This is a genomic window from Crateriforma spongiae, assembly GCF_012290005.1.
GTDB classification, from domain to species: Bacteria; Planctomycetota; Planctomycetia; order Pirellulales; family Pirellulaceae; genus Crateriforma; species Crateriforma spongiae.
On sequence record NZ_JAAXMS010000003.1, the window covers coordinates 235494 to 252600 of the forward strand.

The 17107-nt window shown below is 59.2% G+C and carries 14 protein-coding genes; 11 read left to right on the forward strand and 3 right to left on the reverse strand.

From position 1 onward, the window contains the following. Positions 1–29: 29 nt before the first annotated feature. The 8 genes from HFP54_RS08940 to HFP54_RS08975 all read left to right on the forward strand — a co-directional run bounded on the left by HFP54_RS08940 (position 30) and on the right by HFP54_RS08975 (position 8160). Positions 30–2003 (forward strand): sigma-54-dependent Fis family transcriptional regulator, encoded by a 1974-nt coding sequence (locus HFP54_RS08940; protein ID WP_235951501.1) that lies wholly within the window; start codon positions 30–32, stop codon positions 2001–2003. Between the two features lie 50 nt (positions 2004–2053). Next, the gene (locus tag HFP54_RS08945) at positions 2054–2845 is read left to right on the forward strand and encodes an alpha/beta hydrolase (protein ID WP_197138147.1); all 792 of its coding nucleotides are present in this window, start codon (positions 2054–2056) and stop codon (positions 2843–2845) included. Between the two features lie 134 nt (positions 2846–2979). Beyond that, positions 2980–3552 carry a DinB family protein gene (locus HFP54_RS08950; protein ID WP_235951503.1) on the forward strand — a complete coding sequence of 191 codons (573 nt, stop codon included), beginning with the start codon at positions 2980–2982 and terminating at the stop codon, positions 3550–3552. Between the two features lie 257 nt (positions 3553–3809). Beyond that, complete coding sequence (locus HFP54_RS08955; RefSeq protein ID WP_165701066.1) at positions 3810–3980, forward strand: hypothetical protein; 171 nt, start codon at positions 3810–3812, stop codon at positions 3978–3980. 224 nt (positions 3981–4204) lie between these two features. Continuing rightward, complete coding sequence (locus HFP54_RS08960; protein WP_146415523.1) at positions 4205–5386, forward strand: DUF1559 domain-containing protein; 1182 nt, start codon at positions 4205–4207, stop codon at positions 5384–5386. Between the two features lie 100 nt (positions 5387–5486). Next, positions 5487–6359, forward strand: a complete 873-nt coding sequence (locus HFP54_RS08965) for an Fpg/Nei family DNA glycosylase (protein WP_235951505.1) — start codon at positions 5487–5489, stop codon at positions 6357–6359. Between the two features lie 140 nt (positions 6360–6499). Further along, complete coding sequence (locus HFP54_RS08970; protein WP_168564872.1) at positions 6500–7357, forward strand: GDSL-type esterase/lipase family protein; 858 nt, start codon at positions 6500–6502, stop codon at positions 7355–7357. Continuing rightward, the gene (locus tag HFP54_RS08975) at positions 7354–8160 is read left to right on the forward strand and encodes an SDR family NAD(P)-dependent oxidoreductase (RefSeq protein ID WP_168564873.1); all 807 of its coding nucleotides are present in this window, start codon (positions 7354–7356) and stop codon (positions 8158–8160) included. The genes HFP54_RS08970 and HFP54_RS08975 overlap by 4 nt, the downstream gene beginning before the upstream one ends. On the opposite strand, the gene HFP54_RS08980 is transcribed toward HFP54_RS08975, so the two are convergent. Continuing rightward, complete coding sequence (locus tag HFP54_RS08980) at positions 8145–9419, reverse strand: amidohydrolase family protein (RefSeq protein ID WP_168564874.1); 1275 nt, start codon at positions 9417–9419, stop codon at positions 8145–8147. The two genes, HFP54_RS08975 and HFP54_RS08980, sit on opposite strands and share 16 nt — an antisense overlap. Positions 9420–9434: 15 nt before the next feature. On the opposite strand from HFP54_RS08980, the gene HFP54_RS08985 reads away from it, so the two are divergent. Then, positions 9435–10097 (forward strand): DNA-3-methyladenine glycosylase, encoded by a 663-nt coding sequence (locus HFP54_RS08985; RefSeq protein ID WP_235951507.1) that lies wholly within the window; start codon positions 9435–9437, stop codon positions 10095–10097. 92 nt (positions 10098–10189) lie between these two features. Here HFP54_RS08985 and HFP54_RS08990 read toward each other — a convergent pair whose 3' ends face one another. Then, the gene (locus HFP54_RS08990; protein ID WP_146415517.1) at positions 10190–11011 is read right to left on the reverse strand and encodes a ParA family protein; all 822 of its coding nucleotides are present in this window, start codon (positions 11009–11011) and stop codon (positions 10190–10192) included. A gap of 53 nt (positions 11012–11064) precedes the next feature. Next, entirely contained in the window at positions 11065–11496 is a 432-nt protein-coding gene (locus HFP54_RS25540) for a hypothetical protein (RefSeq protein WP_197138142.1), read from the reverse strand. A 525-nt stretch (positions 11497–12021) separates the two neighbouring features. Between HFP54_RS25540 and HFP54_RS09000 the strand changes: the two genes are divergently transcribed. Together HFP54_RS09000 and HFP54_RS09005 are read left to right on the forward strand one after the other, a co-directional pair. Continuing rightward, positions 12022–13281, forward strand: coding sequence for a metallophosphoesterase family protein (locus HFP54_RS09000; RefSeq protein ID WP_168564876.1), 1260 nt, complete (start codon positions 12022–12024; stop codon positions 13279–13281). Further along, positions 13278–17099: an AAA family ATPase gene (locus HFP54_RS09005; protein ID WP_168564877.1), complete on the forward strand. Its 3822-nt coding sequence runs from the start codon at positions 13278–13280 to the stop codon at positions 17097–17099. The genes HFP54_RS09000 and HFP54_RS09005 overlap by 4 nt, the downstream gene beginning before the upstream one ends. Positions 17100–17107 lie beyond the last annotated feature (8 nt).

Sequence of the window (17107 nt, forward strand, 5' to 3'; positions counted from 1 at the left end):
GTGGCCAACCCCATCGTGCAGGCCGATCTATGTCACTTGTGAATGCTGAAGGCGCAGCAGACCTTTTGGGTACCCTGCTGGATATTCCCGACACGCAAGACGCGCGGTCGCGGTACGTTTCGAACGTGCTGGCGGGATTTCGCGATTTTTTCGCGGTCCAAAGCGTCACGTTGGTCCTCGGGCGCGACGGACGCTGGGAAGTCGACGCGACCGCGGGAACGACCGGCGATTCCGCCGATTCGATGCGATCGTTGGCCAACACCCTGCCCCTGACCCAGGTCTCCGAAGCCGTGGATTCCGGTCGGATCTCGGTCGACGATGATGTTTGCGTGGTCCCGCTGTCCGAAGGGCCCGATTCCGCCCGCCAGTCCGCCGCCCTGGTCATTCATGGCGCGATCGATCGGACGCGACAGGACATGATCGGTGACGCCGCGGTTTGGATGAATCGCGTGCTGGTTCACGTCGAGGCATCACAGAATTACCGGCGACGAATCGAGCAACAGAATCTGGTCCTCGAGGCGTCCGCCCGCTGGCAACAGTCCGAATCGGACGAAGCCTTGCTGAAGGCCATCGCCGACACCGCCTGTCAATTGCTGCACTGCGAACGGGCCAGCATTTTCCTGTGGGATCGGCGACGGGGCGTATTGGTCGGGCGTCCCGCCTTGGGCATCGACGGGCAAACCTTGGAAGTCCCCGACAACGCGGGCATCGTGGGCGAAGTCTTGCGGACGCGAAAGCCGTGTTTCTGGACCGACAAGTCGGACAAGGAAAACCGGGTCAATCGCAACATCGATGCTTCGTTGAACTTCCAAACGCGTTCGTTGTTGGCCGTCCCAATGGTCGGTGAACGTGACCAAGTGCTGGGGGTTTTCGAAGTCATCAATCACCAACACGATTCCTTTGCCGACGCCGATGCGGCGTTGTTGACCGATTTGGCGGTTCACGCCGCGGTCGCCATCACATCGCTGCGAGTGAAAACCAAGTTGGCCAAAAGCCGTGATCGGTTGCTGAAAGACGCCGCGTCGTCCTCGGTGATGATCGGCCAGCATGCCACGATTCGGGCGGTCCGCGAAAATGCGTCGAAAGTCGCCCAAAGCGATTTGGCCGTGCTGATCCGCGGCGACAACGGCACCGGTAAAGAAGTGGTGGCGCGAAACATCCACTTCCAAAGCGAACGTCGCGAAGGCCCCTTCATCGCGGTCAATTGTGCGGCTTTGGTCGAATCGTTGCTGGAAAGCGAATTGTTCGGCCACGAGGAAGGCGCGTTCACCGATGCCCGGCGGACTCGAGTCGGTCAATTCGAAGCGGCCAGCGGCGGCACCCTGTTCCTGGACGAAATCGGCGACATGTCGCTGGCCGGACAGGCCAAGTTGCTGCGGGTGTTGGAAGAAAAGGTCATCGTCCGCGTCGGCGGCACCCAAACCATTCACGTTGACGTCCGTGTCATCGCGGCCACCAATCAGCCGCTGGAGGATTTGATCCGCAATCAACGTTTCCGCGAGGACTTGTTCTTTCGCTTGAACGTGGTTCCGATGAATCTGCCGCGACTGGTCGACCGCGGCGAAGATGTACTGATCTTGGCGGAACATTTTTTGAAACAGTTCCGCTACGAAGCAGGCCGCGTTGACCTCAAGCTGGCCGACGACGCCAAGGTCGGCATGTTGCGATACAGTTGGCCTGGCAACGTTCGTGAACTTCGCAATGCGATGGAACGTGCGTGCTATCTGTCGACCGGCGACGAAATTTCACTGCCCGATTTGGGGTTACGGGGCGGTCAAATCAATTCCCGCGGCGGCAGCAGCATGAACCGCCTGTTGGACGCCGGAAATGGCGAACTGGATCGGCTGACCGAAGCGACGCGGGATTTCCAAATTCGTCACATCAACGGGGTCATCGAATCGGTGGGAGGCAACATGACCGCTGCGGCGGAAAAGCTGGGGCTGCACCGATCCAATCTGTACCGAAAGATGCGCCAACTCGGCATGTCGACCTCGGGTGGCTAAAATCGCGGGGCTTTCATCACACGCCCTACACGATTTAACTGCATCGATCTGTGTCTTCACCGGCTGACGATTCCGCGTCTGAACCCATCGCCCCCACGTTTCCATCACCCCAGCCGACGCGGCAACGGCTGGGGCCGCTGGACTGCATCGTTGTGGATGGTGGCCCGAAACCTTCAATCCCGGTCGTGCTATGTCATGGGTATGGCGCCCCCGGGCACGATTTGGCTTCGCTTTCCGTGGAATGGTTGAATTTGTTGGGGGATCGCGGCGGGCATTTTCGGTTTGTCTTTCCGGCCGCCCCGTTGACGCTGGCCGAAATGGGGATGCCCGACGGACGTGCTTGGTGGCCACTGAACATGGCCCGTCTGCAACAACTGGCCGGGGCGACCAGTCTGGACGGACTGTACGACGAAATCCCGCCGGGAATCGATCACGCACGCGACGCGCTGGTCCAAACGCTGTCGGAGGTTTTTGAATCGATCCAAAGCGACGCGGGTCGGCCTTGGGCGCTGGGCGGGTTTTCCCAGGGAGCCATGCTGACCATGGATACCGCCCTGCGATCGGACATCGGCCCACCGCCACTGTTGCTACAGTTCAGTGGGGCATTGATTTGTCGTCCGCAGTGGACCCAGCACCTGGACCGCCTGAACGCAAGTCGCGTATTGCAGTCGCACGGTCGCATGGATCCAATTCTGCCTTTCCAAGGTGCCCAGGCATTGCATGAAATGTTGGCCGGTGCTGATGTCACGGCGACATTGCATTCCTTTGATGGGCCCCACACGATCGACATCGATGCCGTGGCTCAGTCGGCCGTCGCCTTGGCGGACTTGGTCGGCCGCTAAGCATTGGATCAGACGCCAGCAATGGCGTGGTCGCGGGGAACGCGCCCATCATCCGGGCCGATCCGTGACGGGCCAGTTTCTATTACCAGCACCATGGCTGATCGATGAATTTTCGGGCCAAAGAAATGAACACGATGCATCGTCAACGACCGGTGATTTCGGGGCGTCCGATCGACGGCGATCTGGATCTTCAAGCCCATCGCGACTTGGTCGAAGGGTTTTCTGGCCAGTGCGTGACGGAATTGATGTCCGGACAACTGCACGAGATGTGTGAACTAGCCAGCGTGTTGTCGACCGATCGCTTGGACAGCGTCGATCCGCCTTATCGATGGACGGTCCGCCAAGTGTTTGCTCACTTGGTCGATGCCGAACGTATCTTTGGCGATCGGATGCTGCGGGTCGCGGCGGGCGATCGCACGGACTTGCCGTCCTGGGACCAGGATGCCTACGCCAACGCTCGATTCGGCCTGGGAAATTTTGGGCAACTGGTCACCGAACTCGGCCACTTGCGGCAAGCAAATCTACTGCTACTGCGACGGTTGGCGCCCAAGGCATGGGACCAGCGGGGCAATGTCGGGGGTAGCCCGATGACGGTGCGCGGGTTGGCCTGGGTTTGCGCCGCCCACATGGATCACCATTTCAAGATTGTCCGGCAACGCTGTGACGTCGCTTCGCCCAACGACGAATCCAAGGCGGGTGATTTTTGAGCGTTAGCGGTGGCGGTATGAATTAATGACGGGCTGTTTGGCAAGTCGTTTTTGTGTCGCTGATTCTGTTTTCATCAAAAAATCTTGAGTCCTTGCCCTGATTTCGTTGTTTGCGGTTGCGGTAGCCGTTAGGTTCGATGATTAGCGGTTTGGTTAAGCCGCCCGATCGGTGGTCGGTACCGCTGTCCATCGGTGGGTCATTGGCGGTCCCGGAATCGTGCCGGCCGCAACGTAATTATTCAGCGGAGTTTAGATTGATGCGGAAGTTTTTCTGTCTGTGTGCGGCAGCTTGTCTGACCGCGTTTGCCGTCGGTTGCAGCGAACCGGAGGCACAAGTGATGCCTGAACCCACGGCCGAGGAGGAGGCCAGGATCAATCAGGAAGAGATGGAAAACGAAGCACTGATGGAAGATCCCAGCGAACGCTAAGTCACCACAACGGTCCCCAAACGGGGACCGTTTTTTTGTGGACTGATCGACGCCACGTCGCGACGAGCGTCCAAGTGGATCGGCGAACCTGCTCGCGTTTCCCCAACGGGTGCATCAGCGTCTTGCAACTTGTTTCGCTTTTCCATCGGAGTCGCCGGCGTGCTGCGAGTTTTTTGTTTTCGGCCGATTCGGCCTCCTTTTTTCCTTATCCAAAAGGTTTTCTTATGCGTTCCAAAAACGCGTCAGCCGGCGGATTCACGCTGGTCGAACTTTTGGTGGTCATCGCCATCATTGGTGTTTTGGTCGGGTTGCTGTTGCCTGCGGTGCAGTCCGCACGCGAGGCGGCTCGTCGAATGAGTTGTAGCAATAACTGCAAGCAAATCGGGCTTGCGTTGCACAACTATCATTCTGCGTTCAAAGGTTTTCCCAGCATGTCCCACGGGACATCCGGAAAGAAAAACACGACGTTTGGCAACGGGCACACCGGTGGTGCAAACTGGACCCACAACGCTTTGCGATTGTCGTGGACGGTCACGTTGTTGCCATTCATGGAACAGCAACCGCTGTGGGATCAAATCTCACAGCCGTATCAAGATGCGAATCCTGGTGGAAACCCGCCGCCGAACAACATTTGGCCCGCGATGGGGCCGCGATCCTGGGTTGGTCACTATGAACCATGGCGGACGCAGGTCAGCACCTATCGCTGTCCCACCGACTCCGGTGCACAGCGTGGTAACGAACGTGCCCGCTTGAATTACGCCGGCTGTGTCGGCGACGCGGTTCGCGGGACCCACGGTGGTTGGGGCGATGAGCGGAACCGCGGCTTTTTCCGTTGTCGTTACTGGCACAAGTTCCGTGACATGCTGGATGGTACCAGCAATGTGATCGCGATCGCCGAATTTGCAACCGACGCCGGCATCCGCGAAGTCAACGCCGGGGCCGCCATTCGTGTCTCTGGTTTGGCATCGCGGACGATTCCGCAAACCTGTCGTGATGAGGTGGTGGACCCGCAACGTCCACAGTTTTACCTGCCGTCGGTCCAACGTAGTGGTGTGAACCAGGGGACCGCCCGTGGTTTGCAGTGGAATGATGGGCTGCCGCACTTCAGCGGCTTCAATACCGTGATGGCACCCAACGGACCCAGTTGCCTTGGCAACGGAACCGGCACGTTCGGAATTTACACCGCAGGCAGCCGCCACCCCGGTGGTTGTCACGTGGTCATGGCCGATGGATCCGTCCACTTCATCAGCGACACCATTGATGCGGGGGATCAGACCAAGGGCCCCGTGTCGGCGAACTCAGGTGATCCGAATCGGTCACTTCCCGGTGACCCCAGCCCGTACGGCGTCTGGGGGGCACTTGGAACTCGGAACATGCGTGAATCCGTTTCCATCGATGATGCTTGATCCGACATACGTCTAAAACCTGGGTGATCTCAGGGTAGCCGGTGTTGCAATAATGCCTCCGCCGTTTCGGATGATCCATCCGTTCGGCGGAGGTTTTTTCATGCGCCCATGCCAAGCCCAATGGCTGGTTTTGGGCGACCTGCAATTTCGTTTCTGTGGATCGAAGGTCGAAGCAGTTTTAATGCCCGAGGGTCACAAGACGCACTATTTGGCACGACAGCACGCCGACCTGTTGATCGGAAAAGCAATCGCGGTGTCCAGCCCGCAAGGACGATTTGCCGACGACGCAAAACGTGTGGACGGGAAAACGTTGGTCGACGTCCGCGCCGCCGGCAAGCATCTGTTTTACGATTTCGAAAGCGAAGAAACCGTACACGTTCATTTGGGACGCTACGGCACCTTTCGTTTGGACACGTTGCCACCGCCGCCGCCCCGCGGGCAGGTCCGCATGAGGATGGTGTTTGATCAAGGCACCATCGATCTGAACGGTCCCAGCCAATGCCGCGTGATCGGACCGGAGGAAGTCCGGACGATCATTCGTGGGCTGGGGCCCGATCCGCTGGCCGGTGGAAGACGCCAAGACGTATGGGCGACGATCCGGGAAAGCGGCAAGCCGATCGCGACGCTATTGTTGGATCAATCCATCATGGCAGGCGTTGGTAACATCTTTCGCGCCGAAGCACTGTTCGAAGCAAAGGTGCACCCCGCGGTTCCCGGCAACCAGTTGGACCCAACGCAGTTCACGCGAATTTGGAAAGCGTTGCTGCGGATGATGAAAGTCGGCTTGAAGCATGGGCGGATCATCAGCGTGACACGATCGGAAGTGGATCGCCCCTTGTCAAAGTTGAACGATCGCCAGCGTTTCCGAGTTTATGCCTGCGATCACTGCGGCGTCTGCGGCGGAGCGATTGCCACGGAATCAATCGCGTCGCGAAAGATTTACTTTTGTCCACACTGCCAGTCGTTGGAATAAACGTACGGCGGCACAATGACGCGAACCGTGGGGTCGACTAAATTTGACGGTGCAATGGCGGATCGCACCCGCAGTGTCGGGGCGATTCGCGTCACGTCCGCGCGCCCCACCATGCATCCCACCTCACGACTGAAATCAACATGACGCGTTCCACAATCGCCGTTGCTATTGCGGCTCTTGCCTGCTTTTTCGGATTTGATTCGCCGTCCCTTTGGGCCCAGGACCAACCGGTTCTCCAGCGAGCGGTCGAGTCCGCTGATCCAGGACTGTTGATCGATGACGTGGACCCCGACAATCCAGCAATCGCGAAGCAACGTGTTGAAATTCCAAAGGAAATCGCCAAGTGGGAAGACGACATTGCGAAGCTGGAAAACTTGGATGCCCAGTCATCCGATCCGCCCGGTGCCATCTTGTTTATCGGCAGCAGCAGCATCCGACGCTGGGCCACGATTGACGAAGACATGGCGCCGTACCTGCCGATTCGTCGTGGCTATGGGGGGGCCAGATTCCGGGACTTGGCTCATTTCGCCACACGATTGATCCGCCCGCATGATTACCGCGCCATCGTGATGTTTGTCGCCAACGACGTGTCCGGCGGAGACAACGATGCGACGGTGGATGAAATCGAAGGTTGGGTCGATTCCATTTTGGATGTTGCACAACAGCATTCGCCGGGCAAGCCGTTATTCATTGTCGAAATCACGCCGACGCCCAAACGATGGTCGGCTTACGCGAAGATCCGGCAAGTCAATGATCGCTTGCGCGAAATCTGTTTGACGCGACCGGACACGTATTTTATTGAAACCGCCGAACATTACTTGGATCGCCACAACCAGCCGGTGATGCGTTTCTTTGATGACGATCGCTTGCACCTGAGCGATGAGGGGTATGATTTGTGGAGCAAACTGATTCGACGAAAGCTGGATGACGTGTTCCGTGATTTGGCGTTGAACGATCAGGGGGCCGCGGACTTGTCGGCACAGCACACTGGTTCATGATTTCATTGCAATCAGTTTTCGAAACGGACAGCCCCGTCGTTCTGGTGACCGGTAGCGGTTCGCCCCGTGTCGGGCGTGGGATCGCGTCGTGGTTTGCGTCCTGCGGTTGTCACGTCGCCATCCACGCGAATCAAAGTGTCGATCAGGCAGCCGAAGCTGCTGATCAGTTAAGTGACAAACACGGGGTCGAAACGGCCGTCGTCCAAGGATCACTGGAAGACGACGCGGTACCGCGCCGAATGGTTGACGCCGTGGTTTCGCGTTGGGGACGCATCGATGTCTTGATCAATAGCGCGGCGATTTGGTCACCCACGAAGTTGGAAAATGTGACGCCCGCCGAGGTTCGGCGGTACTTCCAGATCAACAGTGTCGGCACCTTCGAATCCGCCCGAGTGGCGGGGCTGCAGATGGCGGCACAGACCGCTGGCGGTGCGATCATCAACATCGGCGACTGGGCGACGTGTCGGCCGTACTTGGACCATGCGGCCTATTTTCCCAGCAAAGGGGCGATCGAGACGATGACCCGATCTTTAGCGGTCGAGCTTGGGCGACGTAATGCTCGCGTTCGAGTCAACGCAATTCTTCCCGGTCCGGTTTTGCTGGCCGACGATGTGTCCGATCAGGTTCGTCAATCTCTGGTCGACAGCACGCTGGTCGGACGAGTGGGAACGCCGGACGATGTCGCCCACGCGGCGATGATGTTGTGTCAAAACACTTTCATCACCGGCGTTTGTCTGCCGGTTGACGGTGGCAAGACGGTGTTCGCCAACGACGGGCTGCAGACCGGCTACAACACCGGTTGATACGTGCCGACGGCCAAGTCCCGGAACAGTGTGTCGAGGTCATTGGCGGTCGTCGCGACCATGCCCAGGCCCGGGTGACAACCGGCTTCGATGCGACCAAACATCGGCTTGCCCAACGCATCCGCACCGGACAGGGTTGCCGCGCGAAGAACGCACTCCGGTGCAATGTCTTGTCGGTGGTTCAGCAAGAATCGGACTTCGGACCAAAGGTCCAGGTCCGGGTTGCTGGCACGTGAATCGGTTCCCAACGCGACACGAATTCCTTTGGCGATACAGCGATCCATGGGGTGCGGGGCGTACCCAAAATAGTCGTGCGTTCGTGGGCAATACACGATCGATAAATCGGGATGACCGGCGACGGTGTCCAGTTCTTGATCGGTCAGGTCGTTTCCGTGGACCAACAACGCGCGCGGCGCTTGGGTCAGCCTTTCAATGAGCGATCGATAGTCACCGTCGACGGTCGTGTCGGACCAGGGAAAGACGTCGTCCTGCCAAACCCCCATGCTGCGAAGGGCGTCGGCGAAAGCCCCACCACCGTTTCGGATCAGTTCTCTTTCGTCCGGTGATTCCGCGACGTGCATGGCCACCGGACGCGAAAGTGACCTTGCTTGATCGATCACTTGGCGGATGCCATCGCGACGCATGGAGTACGGAGCATGGGGGCTGAGCCCCGCGTTCGCGTCGTTTTCGATGAGGTTGCTCGCTGCGGCCCAGCGTTCTTCCATTCGTGGCAATGACAGCCCGATGACTTCGGCAAATCGAATGACTGTCGCCGGTGATGTGTCGATCGACGACGGCGGGCCGGATGTCGGATTGGTCGTCTCGGCAGGTGTGCCTGCAGGGTCCGGCGTCACGATGTCGCCGATCAATCGGACGCCGGCGTCAATCGATTCACGCAAACCCGTTTGCATGACCCGGGATCTTTGGCTGAGATCCGCGTCGAAACGCCGACGGGTGACTAAGGCGATCCAGGCGGACAAGGGCACGGTGGAACGCCCGTCGGGGCCGATGCCAATGGGTTCGGACAGATCTGAAAACTCCAGATGCGTGTGGGCGTTGACCAATCCGGGCATCAAGGCGGCATCACCCAGATCGATCGCAGACTGTGATGGGCGTCCCGACCCGATTTCGATCACCGATCCGTCAGCAACGCGTACCCAACCGTCTTGAAAAGGCGGCCGACTGATCGGCAGAATCCAGCGTGCCTGATACGTTCGATCGTCGGTCGGTGGAGCCATGTTCAAGGGAAGAGTCGCCATCAAATGAATTCGTGGATGTCCAGTCCCGACACAAAGCAGTCTTTGCCAAGACGATTCTATGCGCGTGCCACCGCGGACGTTGCCCGCGGGTTGTTGGGGTGTGGTTACGCGGTGTTCCGCGACGGTCAATGGATCGGCGGGCTGATCGTCGAAACCGAAGCGTATTTGAGCCACCGGGATGCCGCCAGCCACAGTGCGCGTGGTCGAACGCCATCCAACGCGGCCATGTTTGGGCCGCCCGGTTCGCTTTATGTTTATCCGATCCACGCCAAGCATTGTTCGAATCTGGTGACCGAACCCGAAGGGATTGGGGCCGCCGTTTTGATTCGTGCGATCGAACCGGTATGGGGCTGCGATAGGATGCAGACGTTGCGTCGAACCGATGACCCGCGACGACTGACCCGCGGGCCGGCCATGCTGTGTCAGGCCATGACGCTGGACCGGCGCGATGACGGCGTCGATGTGGTCAGTGACCCAAGTTGGAGAGTCTGGAGCGACGATCGGATTCAAGGAATCATCGAATCGCGGGTGATCACCACACGACGCATCGGCATTCGACGATCGGCCGATCGGAAACTGCGTTTTGTCGTCGACGGAAATCGATTCGTTAGCGGCAAGGCGGGGGACCACAGGCGTCCACCCCGCGAGAGTCTGTTGGAATTGGCGGCGAACCGCTGAGTGTCCGCGGTCACCGCTTGAATCTTCGCGCGCTGAAGTTTGCGGTGCCCAATCCAGCCGTTCTTTCATCGGCAAACCAATGAATGGAACGCTCAGGCCGCCATGCGTTGCGGTTGTTCCGCGGCGACTTCTTGGGCCAGCACTTCTTCGGCCAAGGCACGATAGTCCGCCGCACCGTTGCTTTCGCCGCTGTACTGAAAAATCGACTGGCCGAAACTGGGGGCTTCGGCAAGACGGATATTGCGGCGGATGCGGGTGTCAAAGAACTGGGCGTCTTGGAAGAAACGCCGCGAGCCGGTGTTGGCGGCAAAGAATTCGTCGATGTCGGTGCTGACTTCCGCGGCCAAGCGGGTATTGGAATCGTACATGCACAGCATCACGCCGGTCAGACGCAGTTGTGAATTCAGCCGACGCGAAACCACCTCGATCGTCCGCAACAACTTGCTCAGCCCGTGCAGCGCCAGAAAGTGTGGCTGCAGCGGCAAGAAGACTTCCCCCACGGCGACCAACGCGTTGACGGTCAACACGCCAAGGCTGGGCGGGCAATCCAGGATGAAATAGTCGTACGGTTCTTCGTCCGCGTCCATCTTGTCACGCAGGATCATTTCCCGGCCGACTTCGCTGGCTAATTCCAATTCCGATGCGGCCAAGTCCAAGTTGGCCGGCACGATCGAAAGCTTGTCCGAAAGGTTGCGACGCGCCTGGTCGATGGAAATGTCACCGCACAGCACTTCGTACATGCTGGGTTCGCCGTCCAGTGTGGTGATTCCCAGGTGCAACGATGCGTGCGCCTGGGGATCCAGGTCCAGAACACAGACGCGGCGTCCGGCTTCGGCCAAAGCGGCGGCCAGGTTCACCGAGGTCGTCGTTTTGCCGACGCCACCCTTTTGATTGATCACGGCGATCGATCGCATGTTGGTCTCCCTGCAGTTTGAAATTGCGAGCGGTACGCTGCCCACTTGAAAGTTCAAGAAGCCCGCCGCCGGGACAGCTGTTGATAGGCTAATAGCACGTCGTACAGGTCCGCGTCGATACGAACCGGGTCGTCCGCGAAATCGTGCAACCAAGATCGACCGTTTTCCGCGGCGTCCATCAATAGCGGCATCAGGGTTTTGACCGACACCGAAACGGTCTTGGCTTCCGCGGTTCCGCTGACGCGGTCCAGTTCCTTTTCCAGACGCCGCACGTCGGCATCGGACAACAAACGCGGCGGATCGTCGTCGGAGATGTCGATTGGTGCGATGTCGGTCTGACCGACCGCGATTTCGCAATCGTCATGGAGCGCGGTCGGATGGTCGGGGCGTTCGGTAGGGCTGGCGTCGTGGCCGGCGAGCGAATCGGGCTTTGGCGGCAAAGCTTCGTCGTCGCCTTGGTACAGACGCAAATCGGGATTCGTCATGGCGTTTATCGGAACTGGTTTCCCGGTCGTTCAAAACTGATGCATCCGGGGTCGCCGGCGATTGATGCCGTCATGGCACGGCTGCGGCGATCCCCTTGCGGCAATCGGTCGTTGCCGCCGGTCGGGACGTGCCCGGGGCGACAATAAAGCGGCGACACCCGTTGGCGTCGCTGCCGCGGAGGCTAGCTACCAAACCGACTTCGATGGTCGCTAGGGCTTCCTGGGTATTTCCCTGAAATCCTTTGTCGGCGGCCGTTTTTCACGCCCAATGTCAAAAGTTTTTTGGTCCATCCGGCGGCCCGGTTTAGCCGTCAAACGTCGTTTTTTGCGGGCTTTCCGCTCGCCGTCCGGTCTTGGGCATTCGCCCCCGCGATCGCTCTTGGCTCGGTTTCACGGATTCGACTAAACTTTCGCCGCAGACTTGCCGACCAGCCTGGCCCCCTGCGCAACGAACAAGCCGCATGATGTGGCTGGTGTACGGCGGGTCATCGGCGGCCGATGGTCGAAAAATTGGGAGGGATACCAATGCCGGGCGAATCATTTCGCTTCATTCACGCCAGCGACTTTCACCTCGAACGTCCTCTGGGCGATTTGGACCAGTTGCCGCCTCATTTGCGCGACGCGCTGGCCGACTCGCCACGATCGGCCGCTGCCGCGGTGTTTGATGCGGCGACTGCCGACAACATCGACTTTTTGGTGTTGTGTGGCGATCTGGTGAATCCTTCCACCGCCGGCCCGCACGCAATGGCGTTGCTGCTGGATGGTTTTGAAAAGCTGCACGCCAAGAAGACACCGGTCTTTTGGAGCGCCGGGGTGGCCGACGACCCACAGCGTTGGCCCGATGCCGCACCGTTGCCGCCCAATGTGACGTTGTTTCCCAAGGATCGCGCCATCGCGGTCCCCGTCCAGCGCAGCGGCCGAACGATCTGCCACGTCATCGGACGCAGCAGCGACGGACGCAGCACGCTGCATGTCCCGGGTTATCGCATCGATCCTGTCGACGAATACACGGTTGCCATCGGGCACGGATCCGCGGAGGCCGCGGCCCTGGCCGAAGGCCATTTTGATTATTGGGCGTTGGGTGGGCGACACAATCGACAAGAAATCGAACAAGGGGCCAACGCGGCAGCCGTTCAGTGTGGAACACCACAGGGACGTTGCTTGCAGGAAACCGGACCGCACGGTTATTGCGTTGTCGATGTGGATTCGGATCAAACGACGCGGGTCCACCAAGTGGAATGCGATACGTTTCGATACTGTCACGAACAAATCGATGCAGCGGAGGTGATTCAGGTCGGCACGCTGAAGAATCTGTTGGGCGAACGCATTGCCCGTCTGGCCCACGAAAACGGCGGGCGTCAGTTGCTGGTCGGCTGGGAAATCAACGTTGCCACCGCAGAGCATTTGTCGGCGATCGGTGATCCGGACGAAACGTTGCGATGGCTGCGTCGCGAATACGGCCACGGAACGCCGGCGGCTTGGTCGATTGCATTGACCGTCAATCCGCCTCGACAGTTCCCCAAGTCTTGGAACGACGAAGACACGATTCTGGGCGACTTTCTGCGTGCCGCGGCAAAGCATCGTGAAAACGATAGTCGTGAATTGAATCTGTTGCCGTTCACCGAAGAACATGACATCGGCCAGCCCGGCGGGTTGCCGACGACGACGTCCAGTCTGCTGGCGGAAATCGCCGCATCGGATCGCGGACGGTTGCTGGACCAGGCGACGCTGCTTGGTGTCGATTTGCTCAGAGGCGGGAAGCCCCAGTTGGTGCAAAAATCATGAAGATCAAAGACATCCAGATCGATGGTTTCGGCGTTTGGACCGGCCTTTCGGTCGATTCGATGCCCGAAGGCATGACGCTGTTTTACGGGCCCAACGAAGCCGGCAAAACGACGCTGATGCAGTTCATCCGCGCGATGCTGTATGGCTTCACTCAAGAACGTCGCGAAAAGTATTTGCCACCGATTCATGGTGGCACCCCCGGCGGTGCGCTGCGTGTGACCGGCCCCGGCGGTGGTTATGAGATTCGCCGCACGTCACAGTTGACCGACAACAGTGCGACCGGTCGTCTGACGGTGACCGGACAAGACGGCTTGTCACAGGGCCAGCATCGTTTGGGCAGTCTGTTGGGACAGATCGACGAGCCCATCTTCACCAACGTGTTTGCCATCGGCATTCGCGAATTACAGGAATTGAGCACGCTGGACGGAACGGCCGCGGCCGACGAACTGTACAAGCTGTCCAGTGGTTTGGATCGTGTGTCGTTGGTTGATGTGCTGCGCGGACTTCGTGCCGGTCGCCAAGATTTGGTCGGGCAATCAGGTGGCGAACAAGAGCAGCAACAAAACCGGCTGTTCGGCATGCTGAAACGCCGCGAAAACCTGCGCCGCGAAGTCGAACAATTGACGCGGCACAGTCGCCGCTGGACCGAACTGGCCAGCCAACGCCGCGCCCAACAGCAGGAAATTGAACAGCTGTCCGAACGCATGGGCAGTTGGGAAAAGGAAGCCAAGTGCGTTGAAACCGCCACCAGCGTTCTGGACACGTGGCAGCAGCGTGAAGCGTTGCAGGAAGAGATCCACCAAACCGAACTGCAAACCGAATTGCCCGACGAAGCACCCGGGCAACTGGTCCAGATCGATGCGATGATGGACGAACGTCGCGCGAAGCTGGAGGAGATCAAAGCCAAACGACGCGAGGTGCGCGAGAAAGCCGAACAGTTGCCCGTCAGCCGGCGGATGTTGGAACTGCAAGGGCGCATCGAAGCGGCCACCGAACAGGCGACGTGGGTCGAAGCACTCGAAGAACAAATCGAACGCCTGGATGCCCAGGTCGACAAGGCGCGGAAACAACTGGAATCCGATGCCGATCGGTTGGGGATCGACGAAGAAGACCGCGCAGCGATCTGTCGTGGCGATTTGAACTGTTTGCCCGACTTGTCCAAGCAAACGTTGACGGCTCTGGCTGAACCGGCCCGGAACGTCAAGGAAGCGATGTATGCCCTGAAGCAGGCACGCAACGAGGGACTGGCCCATAAGAAAAAGGCCGACCAACTGCGCGAAGACTTGGACGAGGTCTTGCGCCGGGCGAACGCGAACAACTTGCAACAAGCGATTCGTCAACAGAACGATCGCATCAACGTGCTTCGCCAACGCATCCAATTGGGCGAACACCTGGACAAGCTGAAACGGCACTATCGCGATCTGGAACGCGAGTCCGTCGACTTGGCCACCGACGAAGCATTGCCGGTCGATCGGATGCTATTGCTGGGCGTGCCGTTCTTTGCCGGCGGCGCGCTCTTGATGTACGGCTTGTTCCATCTGTTGAACATCCAAACGTTTGTGGCACAGCCGGACCCGACCTACGGAATGCTGTATCTGACGTTGGGGATGATCGCGATGCTAATCTTCTACATGGGACGCGAAAATGGCCGCCGTGCCAATTCGTTGGACCTGGAGGATTGCGAGCGTCAGATCGAATCGATTCGTCGCCAGATCCGCGACTTGGAATCGGAAGCCAACGATGTCGATGCATCGCTGCCGACCAACGCAGAAAACCTGCAACAACGATTGCGTGATGCCGAATCTTTGGCCGCCGATCTGGACGCGGCCCTGCCGACCTACCACAGCCAAGCCGCGGCCGACCAAGCCTACAAATCGGCGCGTTCGCGTGCATCCAAGGCCGCCGATGACGTGAAGGCGTCCCGTCGCGCATGGGCGTCCACGTTGGAACGCCTGGGCTTAAGCGAATCAATGTCGCCGCAAAGCGTTCGAAAGCTTGGCGACGGCTACGAAACACTGCAGGCCAGCATCCGCCGCGTGGATGAGCTGAAGGCCGAACGTGACCAACGTCAACGTGAATTGCAAACGTTGGCAAAACGCATCGAAGACCTGTACCTGGAAGCATTGGAAGTCCAGCGTGAATCGGTCGATGAAGATGCGTTGATGTACGAGGATGACGAAGACGACAAGGCCCAACAGCAACGCATCGTTGCCCGGCCTCGCACCGGCCCGCTGGACCAGTTGAACCACTTGCAAGAAGAACTGTCGCGTCAGCGGCACTGGATCAAACGTCGTCGAACGTTGAAGGACCAAGACGACCATTACAAGAAACAACAGGCCGGACACGCTCGGGCAATCGAACGAGGCGAACAACAGCGACGTGCGTTGTGGGCCAAATGTGGTGTGGCGACTGCCGAGCAGTTTTACGAACTGGTCGACGCCAAGGCGCGTTTGCGTGAAATGCGAATCCAGATCAAAGAACTGGATCAACAAGTCCGCAAAATCATTGGCACCCATGTGGACTATGACGAAGTCGCTACGGCGATCGACGGCGCGACCGCCCAAGACTTGGACAAGCGTTGGGAATCGTTGACGACTCGGATGACCGAGACGGAAGAACGCGTCGCTTTGCTGCGGACCCAACAGGGCCAGCTGGCACAAGAAATGAAGCAGTTGGGCGAAGACGGCCGTTTGACCGTGGCACAGTTGGAACTGGAGTGCCTGGATCGTCAAATCGCAGCAGCGACACGGCGGTGGCAAACCCTGGCGATGGCCAGCAGTTTGTTGGAAGACGTTTGCAGCACGGTCGAACGTGAACGACAACCGGAAACCTTGCGCGAAGCATCATCTTTCTTGAGCCAATTGACCGACGGAAAGTACACGCGTATCTGGACGCCGCTGGGCACCAGCAAGCTGAAGATTGACGATGCCGAAGGCAACTCGTTGCCACTGGAAGTGCTAAGCCGCGGGACGGGGGAAGCCGTCTTCATCGCATTGCGACTGTCATTGGCGGCCGCCTATTCGCGGCGCGGTGTGATGTTGCCGTTGGTCTTGGACGACGTCCTGGTGAACTTTGACCGGGAACGCGCCGTCAGTGCCGCCCGCACGTTGAAGACGTTCGCGGAACTGGGCCACCAAGTGATGATGTTTACCTGCCACGACCATATCGTCGAAATCTTCCACGACATCGACGTGCAGGTCCGGCAATTGCCCACGCAAGGCGAACCCGGTCGGGCGGAAGTTTTGCCGCCGCCGGTCTTTGACGAAGAACCGGTGGAATACGAGGAAGAAGAGATCACCGTTGCCGAGCCGGTGGTGGAATTGGAAGAAGAGCAGCCGGAGGTGGTCACGCCGCGAATTCAGTTCATTCAAAAGTCACTGAAGAAGCCTCAAACCAAAACGGTGGTTGTCGAAAAGCCTGTGCCGGTTCACGCCGAGCCGAAGGTGATTGTCCAACCGGCACCGCCGAAGCCCGAGCCCAAACCAGAACCGGTGAAGCCGCGACCGTTGCCCCAGCCGAAACCCGCGCCTCAGCCTGAGCCGGTATACGAGTACATCGAGGAAGTGGAGTACCTGGACGATGAACCAGAGCCCAGATCCCTGGATTGGGCATGGTTCCAACGTGAACCCGCCGACGGTCGGATCGACGATGACGAAGCCGTGGCGGAAATCGCACGCAGCGAATGGGTGGGCGACGAATCATTGGCCGCGATGAACACCAATCGACACGCCCGTCGTGACGTCGGTCAAACGGCACACCCCGGTGATGCACCGGGAGACGACGGATCGTGGTGGGACGGCGCCCGAGCGGCAAGCTGATCCGCGGA

Excerpts from the sequence above, each read along its gene's own strand:
- HFP54_RS08955 (WP_165701066.1), top strand. The coding sequence starts at position 3,810 with ATGCGGAAGTTTTTCTGTCTGTGTGCGGCAGCTTGTCTGACCGCGTTT.
- HFP54_RS25540 (WP_197138142.1), bottom strand. The coding sequence starts at position 11,496 with ATGACGAATCCCGATTTGCGTCTGTACCAAGGCGACGACGAAGCTTTG.
- HFP54_RS08960 (WP_146415523.1), top strand. The coding sequence starts at position 4,205 with ATGCGTTCCAAAAACGCGTCAGCCGGCGGATTCACGCTGGTCGAACTT.
- HFP54_RS08975 (WP_168564873.1), top strand. The coding sequence starts at position 7,354 with ATGATTTCATTGCAATCAGTTTTCGAAACGGACAGCCCCGTCGTTCTG.
- HFP54_RS08950 (WP_235951503.1), top strand. The coding sequence starts at position 2,980 with ATGCATCGTCAACGACCGGTGATTTCGGGGCGTCCGATCGACGGCGAT.
- HFP54_RS08985 (WP_235951507.1), top strand. The coding sequence starts at position 9,435 with ATGTCCAGTCCCGACACAAAGCAGTCTTTGCCAAGACGATTCTATGCG.
- HFP54_RS08965 (WP_235951505.1), top strand. The coding sequence starts at position 5,487 with ATGCGCCCATGCCAAGCCCAATGGCTGGTTTTGGGCGACCTGCAATTT.
- HFP54_RS09000 (WP_168564876.1), top strand. The coding sequence starts at position 12,022 with ATGCCGGGCGAATCATTTCGCTTCATTCACGCCAGCGACTTTCACCTC.
- HFP54_RS09005 (WP_168564877.1), top strand. The coding sequence starts at position 13,278 with ATGAAGATCAAAGACATCCAGATCGATGGTTTCGGCGTTTGGACCGGC.
- HFP54_RS08970 (WP_168564872.1), top strand. The coding sequence starts at position 6,500 with ATGACGCGTTCCACAATCGCCGTTGCTATTGCGGCTCTTGCCTGCTTT.
- HFP54_RS08940 (WP_235951501.1), top strand. The coding sequence starts at position 30 with ATGTCACTTGTGAATGCTGAAGGCGCAGCAGACCTTTTGGGTACCCTG.
- HFP54_RS08980 (WP_168564874.1), bottom strand. The coding sequence starts at position 9,419 with ATGGCGACTCTTCCCTTGAACATGGCTCCACCGACCGACGATCGAACG.
- HFP54_RS08990 (WP_146415517.1), bottom strand. The coding sequence starts at position 11,011 with ATGCGATCGATCGCCGTGATCAATCAAAAGGGTGGCGTCGGCAAAACG.